Here is a 19,443-nt window from a genome sequence, read left to right as displayed (position 1 = left end):
GTTTGTCCCACGGCCGCGAGTCGCGCCGCCTCGCGCCCCGCCCGCCAGAATTGCCACTCGCGATGCCACATATATCGTTCGCCGCCCCGAGGGTCTGCCGGGGCGCGATGGTGGGTACGGGACCCGGTAGGGCCTCCGCGCCGCGGGGGCAGGGAACCACCGACCGAAAGGGGTGTGCCCATGAAGGGTTACGCAATGCTCAAGATCGGCGAGTCCGGCTGGATCGAGAAGGAGCGCCCGGCGTGCGGGCCGATGGACGCGATCGTCCGTCCGCTGGCCGTCGCCATCTGTACGTCGGACGTGCACACGCTCTGGGAGGGCGCCATCGGCGAGCGCCACAACATGATTCTGGGCCACGAGGCCTGCGGCGTCGTCGATGAGGTCGGCGAGCTCGTCCGCGACTTCAAGCCCGGCGACAAGGTTCTCATCCCCGCCATCACCCCCGACTGGAACTCCCTCGAGGCCCAGGCCGGTTACTCCATGCACTCCGGCGGCATGCTCGCGGGCTGGAAGTTCTCCAACTTCAAGGACGGCGTCTTCGGCGAGTTCTTCCACGTCAACGACGCCGACGGCAACCTCGCCCACCTGCCCGAGAACATCAACCCCGTCGACGCCTGCATGCTCTCCGACATGGTCCCGACCGGCTTCCACGGCGTCGAGCTCGCCGACGTGCAGTTTGGCGATGAGGTCCTCGTCATCGGCATCGGCCCCGTCGGCCTCATGAGCGTCGCCGGCGCCAACCTGCGCGGCGCCTCCCGCATCATCGCCGTGGGCACGCGTCCCAACTGCGTCGAGGCGGCCAAGGGCTACGGCGCCACCGAGTTCATCTCCTACAAGAACGGCCCGATCGCCGAGCAGGTCCTCGAGATGACCGACGGCAAGGGCGTCGACCGCGTGATCGTGGCCGGTGGCGGCTGCCAGACCTTCGAGGACGCCGTCAAGGCCCTCAAGCCCGGCGGCAAGATCGGCAACGTCAACTACCTCGGTGGCGGCGACTTCGTCACCATCCCGCGCGTGGAGTGGGGCGTCGGCATGGGCCACAAGGACATCCGCGGCGGCCTCATGCCCGGCGGCCGCCTGCGCATGGAGAAGCTCGGTGCGCTCGTGAGCTCCGGCCGCCTGGACGTGGCGCCGCTCTCCACCCACGTCTTCCACGGCTGGGACCACCTGGAGGAGGCGCTCTTCCTCATGCGCGACAAGCCGGCCGACCTCATCAAGCCGGTCGTCGTCATCGACTAGCGCTTTAGGGTGAGCTGCGGGCGGGGGTCCTTCTCGGCCCTCGCCCGCTCGTTTTGGCTGGGGGTCTCATGCATCTAGGCGCTCAGCGGCTCCCCGTACTCCCTGTGCATGGCGGCGGAGGTGACGACCCACTGCTTGCCAAACTTCCTCGCGTCGACGCCGGCGACGATCTTGCCGTACGAGACCGCCTTGCGGAGCGTGGATTCGCTGAGTCCCCAGAGGTCGCTCGCGTCGGCGAACGACATCAGGCCGTCGAACTCCGTCGTTATGGGCTCGCCGTGCTCCCAGATCTCGTCGCAGGAGAGGTCGAGGTCGTCGTTCCACGAGACGCCGTATCCGCCGGCGTCGACCTCTACGTCCTCGAACAGGTGACCCCTCCTGAGCTCCTGGAAGGCGTCGAGGTGCTCGGTGAGTGGCGTTGCATCGTAGAGCTTGGTCGTCCCGTTGGCAAACAGCACGCGCAGGCGAAGGTCGGGCAGGGGCGTCACGTCCTTTATCTTGTGAAACATGGGTGGGCTCCCAATCTCTCTCGTATAGAGAGAATATCACGATATCGTGATATTGCAAAGTGTGGCCATGCGGATCAGGGCCAGAATGGATGGGCTAACGCTGCGAGATAATGGTAGGAGCGTGGTCCCAACCAACATGTGAGAGAATCGATGCGCTCCGGCTGATTGGTGCACCTGGTTGTGAGGAGGCTAACATGCGCGTGCTGGTGGTGTCCGGCTTCCTCGGGGCCGGGAAGACGACGTTCATCCAGGAGCTCGCCCGCCGCACCGGGCGCGACTTCGTGGTCTACGAGAACGAGTACGGTCAGGCGGACATCGACGCCAAGGTCCTCTCAAAGACCGACGAGCTCTCTGTCTGGGAGTCCACCGAGAACTGCATCTGCTGCTCGGGAAAGCAGGACTTCGCCGCGTCCGTGCTCACGATCGCCAACACGCTGGACCCCGAGTACCTGGTCGTGGAGCCCACGGGCGTCGCGCGCCTCTCCAGCGTGCTGGAGAACGTCGACCAGGTGAGCTACGAGCGCATCTCGCTGCTCGCGCCGCTCGTGGTCGTGGACGCGGTCGCCTGGGAGCGCCAGCGCGAGCGGTTCTCTGACATCTATCTCGACCAGGTTGCCACGGCGCCCGTGGTGGTGCTCTCCAAGGTGCAGCACGCGGGCCCGGGCCAGGTCAGCGCCGCGCGGGCGTGGGTTGCCGAGAAGAACCCTGCCGCCCGGATCGTGGACGTCCCGTACGACCGGCTGCCCGACGAGTTCTTCTCGGCGCTGCTTGAGCGCGACTTGGACCCGGGGCGCTCCGCGGCGCGCCCGGATGCGGCGCCCGCGGAGGACGAGTTCGAGAGCCTGTCTTTGGCGGGGGTGTCGCTGCCTACCGAGAATCACCTGCTGTGGTTTTTGGACGCGCTGGTCGCGGGCGTCTTTGGCGAGGTCGTGCGCGCCAAGGGCGTGCTGCCCTGCGGCGGCCAGTGGCTGCGCTTTGACGTGGTGGACCGGGCGTGGTCCGTCACCGGCGCCGAGCCGCCCGCGGAGGGCGAGAAGGACGGCGCGATCGCGGCGTTCATCGGGCCCGAGGTGCGCAGGCCCTGGCTGCGCGAGACGCTGCTGCCGCTCGTGCGCGACGCCGTTGCCGCGGGTCACGCGGAGGCGGCCGATGACGAGTCGCTCGACTACGGGCACCGCCACGACCACCACGACCACCATCACCACGACCACCATCACCACGAGTAGCGCGTTCTTCTCGCTTGCGGAATCCCGCCCGCCGCGTCACTCTGTGAATTGGGGACAGTCCCCAATTCACACAAATGTTTTATGTAAATTGGGGACTGTCCCCAACTAACAGAGAGGAACGCGCATGTCCCAGACCGCAGACCGCGTCGACGCCGAGAACGCCGCGCGTCCCGGCGCGCCGACCACCCACCTCGAGTTCGACCGCCTCGTGCGCACGATGTGGCGCCTGCGTCAGCCCGACGGCTGCCCGTGGGACCGCGAGCAGACGCACCGCTCCATCACCAAGCACATGGTCGAGGAGGCCTACGAGGCCGTTGAGGCCATCGAGGCAGATGATACGGCCCACCTGGTGGAGGAGCTCGGAGACGTCCTGGAGCAGGTGGTCCTGCACGCGCAGATCGCGGCCGACGAGGGTGCCTTCACCATCGACGACGTGGTCCACGGCCTCAACGAGAAGCTCGTGCGCCGCCACCCGCACGTCTTTGGCGAGCACGTCTCGGCGGGCGACGGCAACGAGGTCCAGGACATCTGGGACGAGGTCAAGGCCGCCGAGCGCGCGGCCTCGGGCGAGAAGGACGCGCAGCCCCAGGGGCTTCTCGACTCCGTGCCGCGCTCCCTGCCGGCGCTCATGCAGTGCCAAAAGATCTCCAAGCGCGCGGCCAAGGCGGGCTTTGAGTGGCCCAGCGTGGAGGGCGTCTGGGACAAGGTCGCAGAGGAGCGCGCGGAGTTCGAGCGCGAGGCGCCCGGCTCCCCGGAGCGCGCCGCGGAGTTTGGCGACCTGCTCTTCTCGCTGGTGAACGTGGCCCGCTGGGAGGGGATCGACGCCGAGGAGGCGCTCGCGCACGCCAACCGCAAGTTCAGGGCGCGCTGGGCCCGCATGGAGGAGCTCGCCGCGAAGGAGGGCCTTGACCTCGAGGGCATTGGCACCGAGGCCCTGAACGAGCTTTGGGACCGTGCGAAGGCGGAGGAGATGTCCTGACGCGCCCCGTCCGCGCGCGTGCGTCTGGTATAACGGGTGTGAGCGGCCCTTTGGCCGCGGCCCTGCCAGAACCGAGCGAGAAACGAAGCGGGCATGAGCGAGAAGACCATGACGGCCACCATGACGGGCGGCGCCGCGAGCAAGTCGGCGCGCAAGCCCGCGCGTCGCGCGACCCCCACGTCGCGTGCGCGAAAGCCTGCCCCCAAGGCCGTCTCCAAGCCAAAGAAGAGCTCCCCCAAGGCGGGCGCGCCGGCACGCTCCGTGAGGGAGCGCGCCGCGGACGCGCTGGACAGCCTCGGCAGCGCCGCCGTGCCCCTCGCCGTGGTCGCGGTGACGCTCGTCGTGCTCGTGGCGCTGTACGGGCCGGCCAGGGGGCTCTACTGCGCCTGGCGCGACCAGGGCATAAAGCAGGAGACCCTTGACGGCCTCAACGAGAGCATCGACGAGTACCAGGGCGACATCGACCGTCTCCAGACCCGCGAGGGCATCGAGGACGAGGCGCGCAAGCGCGGCTACGTCAACGAGGGCGAGTCGGGCGTGAAGGCCGTCGGCCTGCCCGAGGAAGACGGTGCCGCGCCCGAGTCCGAGGAGCTCCCGTGGTACCTCTCCCTGGGCGACTTTGTCTTCAGATACGGTGAGGAGTGAGCATGCGCCGCGTGGCCTGCATCGACATCGGGACCGTGACCGCGCGCCTCGCCGTCGCGGACGTTGAGCACGGGCGCGTGGTGCGCCTGGCCAAGCACTCGGAGATCTGCAACCTCGGCGAGGGCGTGGACGCCACCGGCCGCCTCTCGGAGGAGGCCATGGGCCGCGTCTTTGCCTGCGTGCGCGGCTACGTCGACTCCGCCCGCGAAGCCGGCGCCGAGGCGGCGTGCTGCACCCTCACGAGCGCGGCCCGCGACGCCGAGAACGCCTGCGAGCTGGGCGCGGCGCTCGACTCCCTGGGGCTCGACCCCATCGTCATCCCCGGCGAGATCGAGGGCGCCCTCACGTTTTTGGGCGTCGCGCGCGACTTTCCCGGCACGCGCATCCTCGTGGCGGACAACGGCGGCGGCTCCACGGAGCTCGCGCTGGGGTCGCTGCGTACCGATGGTGCGCTTGACCTCGGCTTTGTTCGATCCGTCGACGTGGGGTGCCGTCGCGTGACCGAGAAGTACCTCTCCGCGGAGCCCCTTCCCGCGACGGCCGACCTCGAGGCGGCGCACGCCTTTGCGGCCGCGGCCTTTGCCCCCGTCATCGAGGAGGGCGGGCTTGTCGCCGCCGGCCCCGAGCGCGCCGTCGAGGGCGCGCCCGAGCGGCTCGTGGTGTGCGGTGGCACCGTGACGAGCCTCGTTGCCATGAACCTCGAGCTCGAGCCCTACGACTCCTCGCGCGTCCACCTCGGCAAGATCACGCTCGAGGAGGTCGAGACGCTGGAGCGGCGCCTCGCGGGTATGACGGTCGAGCAGCGCGCCGAGCTGCCGGGACTTCAGGCCAAGCGCGCCCCGGTCATCCTGGGCGGCGTGGTGGCCATCTCCGAGCTCATGCGCCAGACTGGCTTCACCGAGCTGCTCGCTAGCGAGTCCGACCTGCTCTTTGGCCTGGCGACCACGGCTGCGGCGGCGCTTACCGGCGAGGACTCGCCGGTGATCTGGAAGCCCACGATGCGCCCGCTGCGCTAGGATGTTCTGAGTCGCACGCGGGGGCGTGGCGGAACTGGCATACGCAGGAGACTTAAAATCTTCGGCCGAAAGGATTGTGGGTTCGAGTCCCACCGCCCCTACCAACGACGCCTCTGCGAACGCGGAGGCCCACCGCCCCTAGGCGACGTCTCGGGCCCACGTTCTTCTCGCCCGCCCTCTGGTATACTCTGCCGTGCGTCCCCATCGTCTAGTGGCCTAGGACATCGCCCTTTCAAGGCGACGACACGGGTTCGACTCCCGTTGGGGGCACCATGACACAGCGGCCCGGACCGTCACGCGCGGTCCGGGCCTCTTTCGTGCGCACCTTGCCGGGCCCCGCGAGGGTTTGTACACCCTGCTCTCAGGGTTTGTACACTTTTCCGGCCTCTCGGCTCTTCTCGTCACTCAATCTACCTGCGCAAATGCTATTGGTCTCAAATCGGACCGTGTACATACCCTGAGGCGCGGGTGTACATACCCTAAAGGCTCAAAGCTCAAGGCGGCCCGGGTGCTCCGTCCCGCGGGCGAGAAGAACCGTGCGGCCGCTACCAGTCCAGGTCGTGGCCCTCGGCAAAGCGCGCCGCGCTCGCCACGAGCCACTCCTGATCCTGGCACCAGGGGATGAAGTCGGGCGTGTCGGCGATGACGGGCTCCGCCTCGCGGACCGCGAGCATGCTCTCCTCGAAGCTGCAGGGAGCCACCTCGGGGCGGTCGGGCAGGTAGAGCTCCACGTAGGTGGGGCGCAGCAGAGCGTAGGCCCCGCCGGGACAAAGGCCGTCGAACCCGCGCAGGGCGCGCCGGGCAGCCGGCATCCGGTCGAGCTTGTAGAGCATGATCGCGCGCGCGAGGTGCGACCACGAGCTCTCCTGACGCGAGAAGCGCGCGCTCACGGCGTCGAAGCCCGCCTCGTCCTCGAGCCGGGCATACGCGAGCATGCAGGTGTGCCGCGCGCCGAGCGGGTCGCTCGGGGAGGCATCGATCACCGAGAGCGCGGCGTCGCGGGCCATCTTGAAGCGCGCGCTGTCGGCGCAGGTGCGCGCGACGGCGGCACGAAGGCGCAGGTGGGGACGATAGAAGACGTCGTCCCAGGCGTCGCCTGCGGGAGGCTCGTCGCAGGAGAAGTCCTTTTCGAGCTCAAGGAGCCCCTCGAGCAGGGGGTCGGGCTCGAGGTCGGCGGTGAGCAGCTGCATCAGGTTGGCGTCGAGGCTGCTCTCGTCGATCTCGCGCGCGAGCACGCACTCCGCGTGGAGCGCGGCCAGCCGGCGGGCGCGCTCGGCCTCGTAGGCCGCGTCGTCGAGGAGGTCGTCGTCTCGGCAGCTCGCCCGGTACGCGTCGAGGGCGCGCGCCATCACGAGGGCGGAGCGCTCGACCGAGGTGTCGACAAACGCCTCCGGGTCGGCGCGGACGGCGAGCAGGAGCTCGGCGTAGGCCTCGTCGGAGAGCGGGCCGATCTTGTCGCGCCGCCTGAGGGCACAGCGCTGCACCAGCTCGTCCCACGCGTTCATGCCTGCTGCGCCCCCTCTCGCCGCGCGGCCTGCGCCGCCTCGCGCGCCGCCTCGGGGTCGAGGCGCGCGACCTCGCGTGCCACCCACGTGCCGAGCACGCCCTTGCCGCTGCGGTCGTTGCCCTCCTGGAGCAAGACGATGCCCTCGCTCACGGCGAGGATGAGCTCGTCTTCGCTGTAGGGTCGCACGCGGAGACGGGCGAACTCGCCGTCGGGCAGCTCGACCTGGCGGATGAGCGTCCCCGCCGCGCCGGCGTAGGTCGAGAGCAGGCGGGAGAGGTCGGCGCGGGCGCGCTCGAAGTCGCAGCGCTTGTGAGCGAGCGCGATGCGGGCGAGCAAGATCCAGGCGTCATCGGGCCCGCGCAGGGGAGAGATCGAGGCGTAGCGCCGCTCGAGCTCGGCGAGGCCGTCCTCGTCCTCGAGCTTGGCGAGCGCGTAGGCGAGCGTGAAGCGGGCGTCGGAGAGGTCGCGGGCGTCCAGGCGCAGGAGCCGCTCGGCGACGTCGGCGGCGACGCGGTTGCGGCCGCAGATGAGCGCCTCCTCGGCAAGCGACGCCAGCCAGCGCAGGTATGGCCGCATCGCGATGTCTGCGGCGAGGCTCGCGCGCTCGTCGTCGAGACCGGCGACGGCCTCGTCGCGCGCCCGCTCGCACGAGGCGCGGACCTCGTCGGCACGCTCGGCGAGGTGGCGGTAGCGCGCCTCGACGGAGGGCGCCTCGGAGGAGGAGCGCATGCGCGCTGCGTCGTGGCAGGCGGGGTCAAGGGAGAGCGCCTCGTCAAGGAGGTCGCGCCCGCGCTTGATGAGGCCCGGCGCCTGCTCGTCGGTCGCAAAGGGGAGCTGGTAGTCAACGACCTCGGTCGCAAGGACCACAAGGTGGAAGGCGCGGTCGGCGTCCGACTGCGGGAGGCTGTCGCGGTCCTGGGCAAACCGCCGGCCAAAGCTCGCGAACGCGCGCGTCGCCTCGCCCGGGTCGAGCCGGTCAAGCTCGCGGGCAAAGCGCAGGCTGAGCCGCTGGTAGTCCTCGCGCTGTGGGTTGTGCGCCATCTCGTTCTCCTCTCGCGTCCTATGGTAGCGGAGCCGCGCGCGACCGTTCGCCGCGCGGCGAAAAAGAGGTCTGTTGCCAATGCGTTTCTGCTATGCTGTGTGCGGCTCGAGTCATGGAGTTTTGGTGGCCGGGTCGCGGTACTTCTCGTTCGGTAAAAAACAGGGGGAGAACCCTGTTTGAGATCCGTCGCGGGGGCGACGGCACAGGAATTGGAGGAGTGTTATGGGACGTTTCACCAACCCGCGTGACCTGTACTTTGGCGAGGGTGCCCGCCACGAGGTCAAGAACCTCAAGGGCTCCAAGGCCATGATCGTGACCGGCGGCGGCTCCATGCGCCGCGGCGGCTTCCTGCAGGACGTTGAGGCTGACCTCAAGGAGGCCGGCTTCGAGGTCCAGATCTTCGAGGGCGTCGAGTCCGACCCGTCCGTCGAGACCGTCATGAAGGGCGCCAAGGCCATGGAGGCCTTCCAGCCCGACTGGATCGTCGCCATCGGCGGCGGCTCCCCGATCGACGCTGCCAAGGCCATGTGGCTCTTCTACGAGTACCCCGAGGAGACCTTCGAGCAGGCCATCGTCCCGTTCTCCTTCCCGGAGCTGCGCACCAAGGCCAAGTTCTGCGCCATCGCCTCCACCTCCGGCACGGCCACCGAGGTCACGGCCTTCTCCGTCATCACGGACTACGAGAAGGGCATCAAGTACCCGCTCGCCGACTTCAACATCACGCCTGACGTGGCCATCGTCGACCCCGAGCTCACCTACACCATGCCGCAGAAGCTCTGCGCCCACACCGGCATGGACGCGCTGACCCACGCCATCGAGGCCTACGTCTCCACCGCGGGCTCCATGTTCACCGACGCCAACGCCCTCCACGCCATCCGCGAGATCGTCGAGTGGCTGCCCAAGTCCTACACCGGCGACAAGGAGGCCCGTCAGCACATGCACGAGGCCCAGTGCATCGCCGGCATCGCCTTCTCGAGCGGCCTGCTCGGCATCGTGCACTCCATGGCGCACAAGACCGGCGCCGCCTTCACCGGCGACCACATCATCCACGGCTGCGCCAACGCCATGTACCTCGGCAAGGTCATCCAGTTCAACGCCAAGGACGCCCGCGCCAAGAGCCGCTACGCCTACATCGCCAAGGAGGTCCTGCACCTCGCCGGCGAGACCGAGGACGAGCTCGTTGCCGCCCTCGTGCAGGAGATCCGCGACCTCAACGACAAGCTGGACATCCCGCAGGGCATCAAGAACTACGGCAAGGGCGGCGTGAAGGCCGACGAGTCCATCATCGACTACGCCGAGTTCGAGGAGAAGAAGTCCCGCATCGCCGTTGACGCCATCGGCGACGCCTGCACCGGCTCCAACCCGCGCCAGCCCACGCCCGAGGAGATGGAGAAGCTCCTCGAGTGCGTCTACAACGACGTCGACGTGGACTTCTAAGTCGCAGGCACTTCTCGCGCGCTGCTTGTCAGCGAAACTTTGGGGGTCGGGCTCACGGGTCCGGCCCCCTTTTTCGGCGCCGCCGGGTCGCCGTCGCGCCGGGGCCTCCGCGGCGTGCGACGTGTGGCGGATTGTAAGCGAATCCGGCCCGCGCGCTGCGATGGGCGCGGAAGCCTAAGCGCGCCCATCGCGTCAGCCGCGCCAGCCGCGCCCGCGCGGCTACGGCACGAGCTGGATCTTCTCGACGCCCTCGCGGCTCGTCTCTCGGTACAGGACGAACCTGCGGCCGATGACCTGCACGAGCTCGGCGTGGCAGCGCTCCGCCAGCTCCTCGGCGGCCTCGCGCACGTCGAGGCTCGAGGACTCGAGCACGGAGCACTTGATGAGCTCGCGCGCCTCGAGCGCCTTGTCCGCCTGGTCGACGGTCCCTTCGTTGACGTCGGCCTTGCCGACGATGATCACAGGCTCCAGATGATGGGCCAGACTGCGAAGCTGCCTGACCTGCCTTCCCTTGAGCGTCACGTCCTCTCCTTCCAAACGGGGGTATCCACGATACCCGACATGCGGCGCAAAGGACAGGCGGACGCCGCGCCGCCAGAAGGTTCTCCGCAAAACAACGGGAGCTTGCGAACGGCTGTCTCAGCCCCGTGGTGGCGTGCTCCACGCAAAGTGACGGCGGACCGCGGCCTGGAAGGCGTCGGCGTAGGCCTCGCCGGGCCGGCCGAGAAGAACCAGCAACGTGCTTCTCGCCCGGGCGTGGCCGCGCGCGACGGCCGGCTCGATCCCCGCGAGCTCCGTGACGACCTCCGTGGAGAAGCCCTCGAACTCCTGACGGGCGGCCTCGACGATCTGGCGGCGGTCCCGCGGGTCGCGGCTCTGCTCGACGACGGCGCAGACGTGCTGCTCGGGAGGGAAGAGCAGCTCCCCGTGGCCCTGGGTCGCGGCCATGCAGAGGCCCTCCTGGACCTCGCGGCCGCGTACGCCCAGAAGCTCGAGGACCGTGATGGCGGCGAGCGCGGGCGTCACGTTGAAGACGCCGGGCAGGGGCACGGCGACGCCTCCCTCCCAAGAGGGCGTGTGAGCAACAAACTGCACGTAGCCATAGCCAGCACGCTCCTCGCTCGAGCCCACGTCGGCGAGCGGCCCGCGCGAGGAGAAGCTCAGCCCGCGCTCGGCGGTCCGCACCGTCCCGGCACCGCCGGCCCCAATCGAGCAGAGCATGTCGAGCTCGGGGAGGTCGGGGCCTCCCGGGACGCGGCTCGGCAGCCCCAGCACGAGATGGGAGAGGCCGGCCGCGCGGGCGTTGGCGAGGTGCTCGTCGATGCGCTCGAGATCAGCGGCGGCATCGGCGCCGCGCCGATACTCCACCCCATCAAAGACCTCGTGGTCGCCGATCACGCCAACGTGGGCGTAGGGCTCCCCGCGCTCGAGCGCGCAGCGCAGCATCGTCGAGGCGACGGCACGGTCGTGCTCGCCCGCGACGATGCCGATGAGCGCGGGGGAGGACATCTCAGCGGGCGCTGGGGGCGTCGGTGTCGGCGTCTGCGGAATGCGCCCGGTCGTGCGCGGCGATGCCGCGGCGGGCGAGCTCGCCGTCGGAGAGGCAGGGCACGTAGCCGTCGCGCATGTGCATGCGCGTCTCGTGGCCCTTGGCGAGCAGCAGCACCACGCTGCGCCGTCCCTCCGCCAGCTCGAAGGCGCGCGCCGCGGCTTCCTCGCGGTCGATGATGACCTCGTGCGGGAAGCCGTCCGGCAGCGCCCGCTCCATCTCGCGGCAGATGTCGCGCGGGTCCTCGGTCCAGGGGTCGTCGGTGGTGAAGACGAGGTAGTCGACAAAGGGCGCCGCGGCCTTGGGCAGCTCGTGGCGGCGCTCCTGCGCCTTGCCGCCCACGGCGCCAAAGACGGCGATGATCCGGGCGCCCGAGAACGCCGCCCGAACGGCCGAGAGGAGCGACTCGAAGGCAAGCCGGTTGTGCGCGAAGTCCACGATCGCGGTGAGCTGCCGGTCGCGCGAGTGGTAGAACTCCATGCGGCCGGGTACGCGCGTGGCGGCGAGGCCGCGGACGATGTCTTCGGGGCCAATCCCCAGCAGGTGCGCGCAGAGCGCGGCGGCCAGCGCGTTGGAGGCGCTGAAGCTCCCGGGGAAGGGCAGCTCCACGCGGCGCTCCCATCCGTCCAGGTGGAGGGTGAAGCTCACGCCCTCCTCGGAGGCGACGAGCTCGTCCGCCCAGGCGTCCGCCTCGGGGCGCTCGATGCCAAAGGTGAGGGTCCGCGGCGCGCGGGAGGCGGCCTTGAGGATGCGGTCCGCGTGATCGGAGTCGAGGTTCACGACGGCGGTCTCGCACTGCGAGAAGATCTTGAGCTTGGAGGAGAAGTAGTCCTCGAAGTCCGCGTGCTCGACGGGGGAGATGTGGTCGAGCCCGATGTTGAGGAAGCAGGCGACGTCAAGCCCCACGCCAAAGGTGCGGTCGTACTTGAGCGCCTGGCTCGAGACCTCCATGACGAGGGCGGAGAGGCGCGAGTCGCGCGCGTGGGCGAGGTTGCGCCAGAGGTCGGGTGCCTCGGGCGTGGTGTTTCTCGACGGCTCGTCGACCACGCCGTCATAGGTCTCGACGGTGCCGATCATCCCGCACGACCGCGCGCCGCACGCGGCGTCGACGATCGAGCGGAGCATGTAGGCGGTGGTCGTCTTTCCCTTGGTGCCCGTGATGCCCACGGTCCTGAGGTCTCGGTCCGGCCGACCAAAGGCCCGGGCCGAGCAGAGCGCCATGGCGCGGCGCAGGTCGGACGTGACGAGCGCGGGCACGCCGGGAGCCACGTCCGCGAGCTCGGCGGCGTGGGCCTCGTCGCAGAGGTAGGCGACGGCTCCCCGCTCGACGGCGCTCGCGAGAAACGCGGGGCGGAAGGCGGCTCCCTTGCAGACGAAGAGCTCCCCTGCGGAGACGACGCGGGAGTCGCAGGACGCGCCCGTCACGGCAACGTCTGCGCGCGGCGCGGGGGAGGAGAGGATGCCCGCGGCGGCAAGGTCGCCGGCGAGCTCTGTGAGCGTAGTCGTGTTCATGCCTCCAGTATAGGCAAGACGGAGGCGGTCGGCCCCGTGCGGCTCATGGTAAACTGCAGACGCACGGGCGATTGGCGCAGCGGCTAGCGCAGGTGCCTTACACGCACAAGGTCGGCGGTTCGAACCCGTCATCGCCCACCAGAAACGTCACGGCCCCGTCGCGTTGCGGCGGGGCCTCTTTGCAGGGAGGTCCCATGGCAGAGATTGAGGTCGCGCGCTCGTTTGGGCGCGGCGCGGGCGAGATGCGCCCCGTGACGCTCACGCCCGGCGTGATGAAAAACGCCGACGGCTCGTGCCTCGCGGAGTTTGGCGACACGCGCGTGCTCTGCTCCGCCACGGTCGAGCAGGGCGTCCCCGCCTGGCGCAAGGGGGCCCATGCGGGCTGGGTGACGGCGGAGTACGCGATGCTGCCCGCCTCGACGAGCCGCCGCACCCCGCGCGAGCACCGCGGCCGCAAGGGCCGCTCCATGGAGATCGAGCGGCTCATCGGGCGCAGCCTGCGCTCCGTGTGCCGCCTCGACCGCCTGGGAGAGATCACGATCACGCTGGACTGCGACGTGATCCAGGCCGACGGCGGCACGCGCACGGCCTCGGTCACCGGCGCGTGGGTGGCGCTGCACCAGGCGCTGCTCGGCCTCGTGGAGGCCGGCCAGCTGCCGCGCCTGCCGCTCACGGGGCAGGTCGCCGCCGTGTCCGCGGGCTTTGTCGACGGGCGCGCCCTTCTCGACCTCGACTACCCCGAGGACAGCCACGCCGAGGTCGACCTCAACCTCGTGTGCACCGGCGACGGGCGCATCGTCGAGGTCCAGGGGACCGGCGAGCGCGCCACCCTCGACCGCGCCCAGCTCGACGAGCTGCTGGACCTCGGGCAGGCCGGCGTCGCGCGCCTCGTGGAGCTCCAGTCGCAAGCAACCGGCTACCGCCTCTAGTTTGACAGTATCGTCAGGTTATATTGTCAAGCCGCCACATCAAAGGAGAAAACATGTCTCAGGTCGCAATCAACGAGCTCGACCCCGCCGCCACGGTCGTCGTTGCCACCGGCAACGCGCACAAGGTCGTGGAGATCGAGACCATCCTCGCGCCGGTCATGCCTGGCGTGCGCTTTGTGGCCCTCGGCGAGCTGGGGGACTTCCCTGATCCGGTGGAGGATGGGGAGACCTTCTTCGACAACGCCCTCATCAAGGCGCGCGCCGCGCAGGCCGAGACGGGCCTTCTCATGGCGGTCGCCGACGACTCGGGCCTGTGCGTGGACGCCCTCGACGGCGCGCCGGGGATCTTCTCGGCACGCTGGGCGGGCGAGCATGGCAACGACGAGGCCAACAACGTGAAGCTTATGGAGCAGATGGCCGACGTCCCCGACGAGGATCGCACGGCGCGCTTCCACTCGAGCGTCGTGTTGGTGCGCGGCGACGAGGTCCTGCGCGGCGACGGCGACTGCGAGGGCATGGTGGGCCGCGTCCCCCGCGGCGACCACGGCTTTGGCTACGACCCGCTGTTCCTTCCGCAGGAGACCCCGGGCAAGACCATGGCGGAGCTCACGCTGGACGAGAAGAACCTCATCTCGCACCGCTTCCACGCCCTCGAGGACCTCGCCGCCAAGCTGTAGGTTGACAATCACGTCAGGTTATATTGTCAACCCTCAACCCCCGCCGCGGACGTTTTTGGACCGCTCGCCAAAATGGGTGGCAAAGCGCTCCCGCAATGCGGCAAGATTAGGAATTGTCCGGGGCGATGCGCCTCGGGACGCCGTGGACGGGCAGGGGCCTCGACTCGGCGGTCCTTCTCATAGCTTTTGGCGGCCTCGCCCTGGTGGTCGCAGTCACATTGGCCGCGGCCGATGGGGCCGCGCGGCGGGTGGGGAGCCCGCCGCCTATGGAAAGGATGCGTTATGAGAATCGTTCGCGCCAAGGATTACGAGGACATGAGCCGCAAGGCCGGCAACATCATTGCCGCCCAGGTCGTCGCCAAGCCCGACTGCGTTCTCGGCCTTGCCACCGGCTCCACGCCCATCGGCGCCTACAAGCGCCTCATCGAGGGCTATGAGGCTGGCGACCTCGACTTCTCCCAGGTCAAGACCTACAACCTCGACGAGTACCGCGGCCTGCCCGGCACGCACGACCAGAGCTACCGCTACTTCATGAACGTGAACCTCTTCGATCACGTGAACATCGACAAGGCCAACACCCACGTGCCCGACGGCCTCATGGAGGACTACGAGGCCGCCTGCGCCGAGTACGACGCCGCCGTCGCCGCCGCCGGCGGCCAGGACCTGCAGCTCCTGGGCATCGGCAACAACGGTCACATCGGCTTCAACGAGCCCGGCGACGCCTTCGTCAAGGGCACCCACTGCGTCGACCTGACCGAGTCCACCATCCAGGCCAACAGCCGCCTGTTCGACAGCATCGACGACGTGCCGCGCCAGGCCTTCACGATGGGCATCGGCACCATCATGGCCGCCAAGACGGTCCTCGTGATGGCCAACGGCGAGGTCAAGGCCCAGGCCGTCCACGACATGATCTATGGCCCGATCACCCCGTCCTGCCAGGCCTCCATCCTGCAGCTGCACCCCAACGTGGTGGTCGTCGCCGACGAGGCCGCGCTCTCGCTCTGCCCGGCCGAGTAGGACGGCCCACAGTACGAAGCAAGCCCCGAGCGGAGGTTCTTCTCGCCTCCGCCCGGGGCATTTTGTTGGGTGCGGCGACCCTACAGGACCGTGAGGCCCTTGGGGTAGCTGTTGAGCACCTCGCAGCCGTCCTCGGTCACGATCACCAGGTCCTCGATGCGCACGCCCATGTCCCCGGACAGGTAGATGCCCGGCTCGATGGAGAAGCACTGCCCCGGGCGGACCGGCTCGTCGTGCGCGGCCGAGACGTCGCCCGGCTCGTGGTCCACGAGGCCGATCTGGTGCCCCAGGCGGTGGTTGAAGGCGGGTCCCCAGCCGGCGTCCTCGATGACCTGGCGCGCCGCGCGGTCGATCTGGGCAAACGTCACGCCGGGGCGCACGATCTTCTCGGCCGCCTCGTTGGCGCGACGCACGGCCTCGTAGACCGCGCGCTGGTGTTCGGTGGGCTCGGCCGTGAAGAAGGTGCGCGTCATGTCCGAGCAGTACCAGTCACGGCGGCAGCCCACGTCAAAGAGCACCAGGTCGCCGGGTACAAACGGAGTGTCGTCCGGCTCGTGGTGCGGGTCGGCCGCGTGGTCGCCAAAGCTCACGATGGGCGAGAAGGAATGGCCCTCGGCGCCCAGGCGGCGGTACTCGGCGAGCAGGCCGTCGGCGATCTGACGCTCCGTCGCGCCGGGGCGCACCTGCTCCACGAGCCACGCCATCGCCCGGTCGTTGGTGGCGGAGGCGGCGCGCATGAGCTCCTGCTCGCGGGCGTCCTTGATCGAGCGCGCGTCGTCGACCACGTCGGAGGCGAGCACAAAACCGCTCGCGGCGCGCGACTCCATGAGCGGCACGAGCCAGCGGGCCGCGAGGTCCTTGTCGACGCCGAGCGGCAGGTCGTGCGCGGTCTCGGCGGCAACGAGCGCCACGGGGTCGTCGGTGTCCGAGAAGCACGTCACGCGCGCCCCGCAGCCGGAGGCGTCGGGGAAGAGGCGGTTGGCAAAGAGCACCGGCTCGCCCTCGACGGGCACGAGCAGCGCGAGGAAGCGCTCGTAGGGCTTGGTGTAGTACCCGCAGAGCCACCAGATGGACAGCGGGTCCACGATGAGAGCCTGCGCAAGGCCCCTCTCAGCCAGGTTTGCTCTCACGCGCGCAAGGCGGCGCTCGTCCATGTGGGCTCCTTCCCCCGTCGGCGGCAGCCTCGCCGCGGACCTCTGATTGCGGGCAGTGTAGCACCGCCGCGCCGGCCATGGGCGTGGTCTTCTCATGACAGATGGTTGAGGCGGTTGCCTGGCGTTGTCTGGGGCCATATGATAAAAGTTCCGGAATTATGGGGGTTCCGCCCACGGGGCGTGTGGAGGTCCAAATGGAGAACGAGATTCCGCCCGTCAATCGGGTTGACGAGATTCGCGATGAGCTCAAGAGCCTCGAGGGCAAGCGTCTCAGGGTCAAGGCCAACATGGGTCGCTCTCGCATCGTGGAGCGCACGGGCACGCTCGTCCACGCGCACCCGTCGCTGTTCATCGTCGAGGTCGAGGAGCGCCGCGGCCGCACGGCCCGCCAGTCGTATCAGTACGTCGACGTCCTCACGGGCACCGTCGAGCTCTTCGACATCGAGACCGGCGAGCGCCTCTTCGACTTCGTCGAGTCGGTCGCCGAGTAGCCGGCCGTGGGCGCCACGGTCGTCACGACCCCCTGCAAGGTCAACCTGTACCTCGGCGTGCATGCCGAGAAGGACGAGCGCGGCTATCACCGCGTCGACTCCGTGATGGTGCCCGTTGCGCTGTGCGACACGGTGAGCGTAAGCGACGCCCCCGAGCTCTCCGTGAGCTTTGACCCGCCGCTTTCGATCCCTGCCGAGAAGACCGGCGTGTGGCGCGCCGCCGCCCTGCTCGCCGAGGCGCTCGGCGTGGAGCCGCGCGTCCGGATAGACGTCTGCGCGCGCATCCCCGAGCGCGCCGGCCTGGGCGGCTCGTCGGCGGACGCCGGCGCGACGCTGCGCGCGCTGGCGACGCGCTGGGGCGTAAGCCCGCTCGACCCGCGCGTGATCGCGGTGGCGCGCCGCGTGGGGGCCGACGTGCCCTTCTTCCTCGACCCGCGCCCCGCGCTCTTCTCGGGCGCCGGCGACGTCCGCGCGCGCTCGTTTCCCGCCGTCGAGATGCCGCTCGTGCTGGTCATGCCCCGCGCCGAGGGCGGCTCCACGGTCGAGGCCTATGCCGAGTTCGACCGCTCGGGCGAGAGGCCCGTGGCTCCCGAGCCGCTCTGCGCCGCGCTTGCCTCCGGCAGCGTCGCGGCCATGGCGGCGCGCCTCCACAACAACCTCGCACCGGCCGCCCGTGCGCTCTGCCCCGAGGCGGGGGTCGTCGAGTCGTGGCTGCGCGCCCAGCCCGGCGTGCTCGGCGCTCAGGTGAGCGGGTCGGGGACGTGCTCGTTTGCGATCTGCGACGGCGTCGGGACGGCAGACGAGCTGGCGCGCCGCGCCGAGGAGTACGGCTGGCGCGCGTGGTCGACAAAAACTGTTGGTTTTGCCGGAGGAATCTGCTAGAATACTCCCTCGCTACGGGTTGTGGCTCAGCTTGGTAGAGCGCTCGGTTCGGGACCGAGAGGTCGCTGGTTCGAATCCAGTCAACCCGACCACGAAATGACAGGGGTCGAGGGCGCAAGCCCCCGACCCCTTTTGCGTTCCGGAGAGGCTGGGCCAGATTGAGATCGCAGATCTGCGTGACTGCCCGCCATCTGGGCGCCTCTATGGCGGTCGTGCCGGACGCAAGGAGGGCATCCTCATCGATGGGGAGCCCTGGCTCGCCAAGTACCCGCGCTCGACGCGCGATCTTCGCGGACGCGGGCTGCCCTCGTATACCTCATCGCCTCTCTCCGAGTACCTGGGCTCGCACATCTACGCGCTTCTCGGCATCCCGACGCACGAGACCCGCCTGGGGTACCGCGACGGCAAGATCGTCTGTGCGTGCCGCGACTTCACCTCTCCCGGCGTGGTGCTCTACGAGTTCAGCAAGGTCAAGACGACGATGGATGACGATGCGTGCGAGGGCTTCCTATGGATACGAGAGGACGAAGAGACTTGCTCGGGCGGCGGATTCGGGAGGCGCGAGAGGTGGCGGGGCTCTCACAACGAGAGCTCTCCCTCATGGCGTCGACGAACCAGTCCTACCTCTGGGAGGTGGAGACGGGCAGGGTCAGCATAGGAATCGACGTCCTGTGCCGCATTGCCGACGCGCCTGGCGTCAGGGTGCGCGACCTCGTCGAGTTTTAGTTCGGCATCCCCGCGGGATCGTCCCTAGAGCGTCCCCTCCCGGCGCGTCGTCGCCAGCATGTGGCGCGGCACCGCATGCAGCGCGCAGCTGCCGATCACGTGGCCCGCGGCGCGCTTGGCGTCCTCGCTGCCGTTGTGCGTGGCATAGGCGTGCTCGAAGCGCTCGAGCATCGCGATGTCGTTGCCTCCGTCGCCGTAGACCGCGACCTCGTCCTCCGCGATGCCAAGATGCCCGGCCAGCCAGGCCACCGCCTCGCCCTTGTTGACGCTCGCCTCCGTGAGCTCGAAGAGGTCCCCGTCAAACGAGGCGTTCACGAGCGTGTCCTCGTGCTCGGCCACAAAGGCCGCGAGCTCCGCCTTGAGCCCGGGGTCGAGCACGCGGCAGTTGACCTTGCAGATCGTGTGCGACAGGACGTCCTCGTCTGTCTGGTCGAAGACCATGTCCTCGGCGGGGCCGCGCCGACGAAAGCGCCAGGCCACGAACCTCCCGAGCAGGCCGGGCGAGGGGAGATACCCCGCCAGCTGGCTCTCGCGCGAGCCGCGCACAAACGTCCCGTCCGGCGCCACGCAGGTGAAGCAGCAGGTGGGAAAGGCGCCGAGCAGCTCCTCGAGTGTCGCCGGGGAGATCTCCACGCTGCGCAGCAGCTGGCCGCGGGCGTCGTAGACAAAGGCGCCGTTGCCGCTCACCACCTCGAGGGGCAGGTCGTCAAAGCCCAGCTCGGCGCCCGTGCTCGACCAGCGGCCCGTTGCCAGGGCCACGTGTCGTCCGGCGCCGGTCACGCGTCGCAGCCGGCGAAGGATGGCGCCGTCGGTCTGGTGCAGGGCGTTGAAGAGCGTGCCGTCGAGGTCACTCGCAAAGAGCTTGATCAAGAGGTCTCCTTCGTCGTTTTCCCGGTGAAGTATAGT

The 19,443-nt window shown here is 69.3% G+C and carries 20 protein-coding genes and 4 tRNA genes; 16 read left to right on the top strand and 8 right to left on the bottom strand.

The genetic code is table 11. The annotated features are described in order from the left end of the window. Positions 1–180: 180 nt before the first annotated feature. Positions 181–1,239 (top strand): NAD(P)-dependent alcohol dehydrogenase, encoded by a 1,059-nt coding sequence (locus B5F85_RS04055; protein WP_087314625.1) that lies wholly within the window; start codon positions 181–183, stop codon positions 1,237–1,239. A 74-nt stretch (positions 1,240–1,313) separates the two neighbouring features. Here B5F85_RS04055 and B5F85_RS04050 read toward each other — a convergent pair whose 3' ends face one another. Continuing rightward, complete coding sequence (locus B5F85_RS04050; protein ID WP_087314623.1) at positions 1,314–1,748, bottom strand: DUF2442 domain-containing protein; 435 nt, start codon at positions 1,746–1,748, stop codon at positions 1,314–1,316. Between the two features lie 194 nt (positions 1,749–1,942). On the opposite strand from B5F85_RS04050, the gene B5F85_RS04045 reads away from it, so the two are divergent. The 6 genes from B5F85_RS04045 (at position 1,943) to B5F85_RS04020 (ending at position 5,887) form a co-directional block, all read left to right on the top strand. Further along, positions 1,943–2,974 (top strand): GTP-binding protein, encoded by a 1,032-nt coding sequence (locus B5F85_RS04045; RefSeq protein ID WP_087314621.1) that lies wholly within the window; start codon positions 1,943–1,945, stop codon positions 2,972–2,974. A gap of 124 nt (positions 2,975–3,098) precedes the next feature. Continuing rightward, positions 3,099–3,953 (top strand): nucleoside triphosphate pyrophosphohydrolase, encoded by an 855-nt coding sequence (gene mazG / locus B5F85_RS04040; protein ID WP_087314619.1) that lies wholly within the window; start codon positions 3,099–3,101, stop codon positions 3,951–3,953. A 93-nt stretch (positions 3,954–4,046) separates the two neighbouring features. Then, entirely contained in the window at positions 4,047–4,598 is a 552-nt protein-coding gene (locus B5F85_RS04035; protein WP_087314617.1) for a hypothetical protein, read from the top strand. A gap of 2 nt (positions 4,599–4,600) precedes the next feature. After that, complete coding sequence (locus B5F85_RS04030) at positions 4,601–5,614, top strand: phosphatase (protein ID WP_087314615.1); 1,014 nt, start codon at positions 4,601–4,603, stop codon at positions 5,612–5,614. Positions 5,615–5,633: 19 nt separating this feature from the next. Further along, positions 5,634–5,718: transfer RNA gene (locus tag B5F85_RS04025), tRNA-Leu, on the top strand. Positions 5,719–5,811: 93 nt separating this feature from the next. Continuing rightward, a tRNA-Glu gene (locus B5F85_RS04020) sits at positions 5,812–5,887 on the top strand. Between the two features lie 272 nt (positions 5,888–6,159). Here B5F85_RS04020 and B5F85_RS04015 read toward each other — a convergent pair. After that, positions 6,160–7,119, bottom strand: a complete 960-nt coding sequence (locus tag B5F85_RS04015) for a hypothetical protein (RefSeq protein ID WP_087314613.1) — start codon at positions 7,117–7,119, stop codon at positions 6,160–6,162. Further along, positions 7,116–8,162 carry a response regulator receiver protein gene (locus B5F85_RS04010; protein ID WP_087314612.1) on the bottom strand — a complete coding sequence of 349 codons (1,047 nt, stop codon included), beginning with the start codon at positions 8,160–8,162 and terminating at the stop codon, positions 7,116–7,118. Before B5F85_RS04010 ends, B5F85_RS04015 begins: the two co-directional genes overlap by 4 nt. A 223-nt stretch (positions 8,163–8,385) precedes the next feature. Between B5F85_RS04010 and B5F85_RS04005 the strand changes: the two genes are divergently transcribed. Beyond that, complete coding sequence (locus B5F85_RS04005) at positions 8,386–9,600, top strand: iron-containing alcohol dehydrogenase (RefSeq protein WP_087314610.1); 1,215 nt, start codon at positions 8,386–8,388, stop codon at positions 9,598–9,600. A gap of 219 nt (positions 9,601–9,819) precedes the next feature. Here B5F85_RS04005 and yhbY read toward each other — a convergent pair whose 3' ends face one another. From yhbY to murE, 3 genes are all read right to left on the bottom strand, one after another. After that, on the bottom strand, positions 9,820–10,122 hold the full coding sequence (yhbY, locus tag B5F85_RS04000; RefSeq protein WP_087314609.1) for a ribosome assembly RNA-binding protein YhbY: 303 nt from the start codon (positions 10,120–10,122) through the stop codon (positions 9,820–9,822). A 117-nt stretch (positions 10,123–10,239) separates the two neighbouring features. Beyond that, a complete protein-coding gene (locus B5F85_RS03995) occupies positions 10,240–11,109 on the bottom strand; it encodes a hypothetical protein (RefSeq protein WP_087314607.1) in 870 nt (289 codons plus the stop codon). Between the two features lies 1 nt (position 11,110). Then, on the bottom strand, positions 11,111–12,661 hold the full coding sequence (gene murE, locus B5F85_RS03990) for a UDP-N-acetylmuramyl-tripeptide synthetase (RefSeq protein ID WP_087314605.1): 1,551 nt from the start codon (positions 12,659–12,661) through the stop codon (positions 11,111–11,113). Between the two features lie 65 nt (positions 12,662–12,726). Here murE and B5F85_RS03985 point away from each other — a divergent pair. The 4 genes from B5F85_RS03985 to nagB all read left to right on the top strand — a co-directional run bounded on the left by B5F85_RS03985 (position 12,727) and on the right by nagB (position 15,284). Next, positions 12,727–12,802: transfer RNA gene (locus tag B5F85_RS03985), tRNA-Val, on the top strand. 53 nt (positions 12,803–12,855) lie between these two features. Further along, positions 12,856–13,590: a ribonuclease PH gene (rph, locus tag B5F85_RS03980; protein ID WP_087314603.1), complete on the top strand. Its 735-nt coding sequence runs from the start codon at positions 12,856–12,858 to the stop codon at positions 13,588–13,590. A 53-nt stretch (positions 13,591–13,643) separates the two neighbouring features. After that, positions 13,644–14,267 carry an RdgB/HAM1 family non-canonical purine NTP pyrophosphatase gene (rdgB, locus tag B5F85_RS03975; protein ID WP_087314601.1) on the top strand — a complete coding sequence of 208 codons (624 nt, stop codon included), beginning with the start codon at positions 13,644–13,646 and terminating at the stop codon, positions 14,265–14,267. A 282-nt stretch (positions 14,268–14,549) separates the two neighbouring features. Then, positions 14,550–15,284, top strand: coding sequence for a glucosamine-6-phosphate deaminase (gene nagB / locus B5F85_RS03970; RefSeq protein WP_087314599.1), 735 nt, complete (start codon positions 14,550–14,552; stop codon positions 15,282–15,284). Positions 15,285–15,364: 80 nt separating this feature from the next. Here the strand turns inward: nagB and B5F85_RS03965 are convergent, their stop codons facing one another. Next, positions 15,365–16,438, bottom strand: a complete 1,074-nt coding sequence (locus B5F85_RS03965; protein WP_087314597.1) for a Xaa-Pro peptidase family protein — start codon at positions 16,436–16,438, stop codon at positions 15,365–15,367. Between the two features lie 194 nt (positions 16,439–16,632). Here B5F85_RS03965 and B5F85_RS03960 point away from each other — a divergent pair, with 194 nt between their 5' ends. From B5F85_RS03960 to B5F85_RS03940, 4 genes are all read left to right on the top strand, one after another. Then, on the top strand, positions 16,633–16,929 hold the full coding sequence (locus B5F85_RS03960; RefSeq protein WP_087314595.1) for a Veg family protein: 297 nt from the start codon (positions 16,633–16,635) through the stop codon (positions 16,927–16,929). Between the two features lie 6 nt (positions 16,930–16,935). Next, positions 16,936–17,811 (top strand): 4-diphosphocytidyl-2C-methyl-D-erythritol kinase, encoded by an 876-nt coding sequence (locus B5F85_RS03955; protein WP_239386655.1) that lies wholly within the window; start codon positions 16,936–16,938, stop codon positions 17,809–17,811. Between the two features lie 15 nt (positions 17,812–17,826). Further along, positions 17,827–17,903: transfer RNA gene (locus B5F85_RS03950), tRNA-Pro, on the top strand. A gap of 418 nt (positions 17,904–18,321) precedes the next feature. Next, on the top strand, positions 18,322–18,537 hold the full coding sequence (locus tag B5F85_RS03940) for a helix-turn-helix transcriptional regulator (RefSeq protein WP_087314593.1): 216 nt from the start codon (positions 18,322–18,324) through the stop codon (positions 18,535–18,537). Positions 18,538–18,561: 24 nt separating this feature from the next. Here B5F85_RS03940 and B5F85_RS03935 read toward each other — a convergent pair whose 3' ends face one another. Then, complete coding sequence (locus B5F85_RS03935; protein ID WP_087314590.1) at positions 18,562–19,407, bottom strand: HAD family hydrolase; 846 nt, start codon at positions 19,405–19,407, stop codon at positions 18,562–18,564. Positions 19,408–19,443 lie beyond the last annotated feature (36 nt).

The organism is Olsenella sp. An293 (assembly GCF_002159495.1).
GTDB lineage: Bacteria > Actinomycetota > Coriobacteriia > Coriobacteriales > Atopobiaceae > Thermophilibacter.
The sequence above is the reverse complement of the archived record's forward strand: the minus strand, read 5'-3'. Positions and strand labels throughout refer to the sequence as shown.

Bases quoted from the DNA above. Each gene is read 5' to 3' on its own strand.
- rph (WP_087314603.1), top strand. From the start codon at position 12,856: ATGGCAGAGATTGAGGTCGCGCGCTCGTTTGGGCGCGGCGCGGGCGAG.
- B5F85_RS03960 (WP_087314595.1), top strand. From the start codon at position 16,633: ATGGAGAACGAGATTCCGCCCGTCAATCGGGTTGACGAGATTCGCGAT.
- B5F85_RS03940 (WP_087314593.1), top strand. From the start codon at position 18,322: ATGGATACGAGAGGACGAAGAGACTTGCTCGGGCGGCGGATTCGGGAG.
- B5F85_RS04045 (WP_087314621.1), top strand. From the start codon at position 1,943: ATGCGCGTGCTGGTGGTGTCCGGCTTCCTCGGGGCCGGGAAGACGACG.
- mazG (WP_087314619.1), top strand. From the start codon at position 3,099: ATGTCCCAGACCGCAGACCGCGTCGACGCCGAGAACGCCGCGCGTCCC.
- B5F85_RS04010 (WP_087314612.1), bottom strand. From the start codon at position 8,162: ATGGCGCACAACCCACAGCGCGAGGACTACCAGCGGCTCAGCCTGCGC.
- rdgB (WP_087314601.1), top strand. From the start codon at position 13,644: ATGTCTCAGGTCGCAATCAACGAGCTCGACCCCGCCGCCACGGTCGTC.
- B5F85_RS04050 (WP_087314623.1), bottom strand. From the start codon at position 1,748: ATGTTTCACAAGATAAAGGACGTGACGCCCCTGCCCGACCTTCGCCTG.
- murE (WP_087314605.1), bottom strand. From the start codon at position 12,661: ATGAACACGACTACGCTCACAGAGCTCGCCGGCGACCTTGCCGCCGCG.
- B5F85_RS03965 (WP_087314597.1), bottom strand. From the start codon at position 16,438: ATGGACGAGCGCCGCCTTGCGCGCGTGAGAGCAAACCTGGCTGAGAGG.
- B5F85_RS04005 (WP_087314610.1), top strand. From the start codon at position 8,386: ATGGGACGTTTCACCAACCCGCGTGACCTGTACTTTGGCGAGGGTGCC.
- B5F85_RS04015 (WP_087314613.1), bottom strand. From the start codon at position 7,119: ATGAACGCGTGGGACGAGCTGGTGCAGCGCTGTGCCCTCAGGCGGCGC.
- B5F85_RS04055 (WP_087314625.1), top strand. From the start codon at position 181: ATGAAGGGTTACGCAATGCTCAAGATCGGCGAGTCCGGCTGGATCGAG.
- B5F85_RS03995 (WP_087314607.1), bottom strand. From the start codon at position 11,109: ATGTCCTCCCCCGCGCTCATCGGCATCGTCGCGGGCGAGCACGACCGT.
- B5F85_RS04030 (WP_087314615.1), top strand. From the start codon at position 4,601: ATGCGCCGCGTGGCCTGCATCGACATCGGGACCGTGACCGCGCGCCTC.
- B5F85_RS04035 (WP_087314617.1), top strand. From the start codon at position 4,047: ATGAGCGAGAAGACCATGACGGCCACCATGACGGGCGGCGCCGCGAGC.
- nagB (WP_087314599.1), top strand. From the start codon at position 14,550: ATGAGAATCGTTCGCGCCAAGGATTACGAGGACATGAGCCGCAAGGCC.